The following is an 858-nucleotide window of genomic DNA, read 5'->3' on the forward strand; positions in this document are numbered from 1 at the left end:
CATAAAAAAAGGCTTAAAAAAAGTTAATTATTACATAATAAGTAAAAAATACAATATTGAAAATGAAAAAACACCACAAAAAAAGCCATAGGTTAATTCCTATGGCTTTTTGTACTTTATATAATACGCTATTTACTTACTCAAATCTCCTAATTGAGCCTCTACTTCTTTTACTAACAGCATTGGATCTATTCCAATTGTCAGTCCTTTTCGACCGCCACTGACATATACTTTCTCTAAGTCCTTTACCTGCTCATCTACAAATGTGGCATAATTTTTTTTCATCCCAATAGGAGAACACCCTCCTCTAATGTATCCCGTAATGTTCAATATATCTTTTACTGCAACTAATTCAATCTTCTTCTCTCCACAGAGTGCAGCAGCTTTCTTTAAATCTAACTCAGCTTCAATCGGCACGACAAACACATAAAAAGTATTTCCCTTACCACTCGCTACTAAAGTTTTATATGACTCATGAGGAGAGAGACCTAATTTTTCGCATACAGAGATACCATCTATCAAGCCATCTGAAACATCGTATTCGCAAACATCATAATGTATCTTCTTACTGTCTAATATCCGAAGCGCATTTGTCTTTTGTCCTTTTACTTCTTTTTTACTCATAATAATACTTTGGTTACAAAACTACAATAAAGTAGTTTTATAACCAGTTTGTCTTAAACAGAACATGAAATCATCTTCATTGTCACACACACAATATACTCGCAGTGTTGAACCTACAGACTTTTTAAAAAATGGCTTAAAACTCTTTGGCAAACTGCTGTAAAACTGCTCTAAGTTACTAATAGTATATTTTGGATCTATATCTACTGTAACCAAAACAACAAACTCATTTGT

General features: G+C 32.5%; 2 protein-coding genes. Both read right to left on the reverse strand.

Annotated elements, in window-relative coordinates; genetic code table 11:
• Positions 1–132: 132 nt before the first annotated feature.
• Positions 133–624 (reverse strand): Cys-tRNA(Pro) deacylase, encoded by a 492-nt coding sequence (gene ybaK / locus GOQ24_RS16015; RefSeq protein ID WP_155091803.1) that lies wholly within the window; start codon positions 622–624, stop codon positions 133–135.
• 21 nt (positions 625–645) lie between these two features.
• A partial coding sequence (locus GOQ24_RS16020; RefSeq protein WP_160340154.1) for a hypothetical protein occupies positions 646–858 on the reverse strand: 213 nt, incomplete at its 5' end.

Origin of the sequence: Myroides sp. LoEW2-1, assembly GCF_009767705.1 — a bacterium.
Classification (GTDB): domain Bacteria; phylum Bacteroidota; class Bacteroidia; order Flavobacteriales; family Flavobacteriaceae; genus Flavobacterium; species Flavobacterium album_A.

Excerpts from the sequence above, each read along its gene's own strand:
- ybaK (WP_155091803.1), bottom strand. The coding sequence starts at position 624 with ATGAGTAAAAAAGAAGTAAAAGGACAAAAGACAAATGCGCTTCGGATA.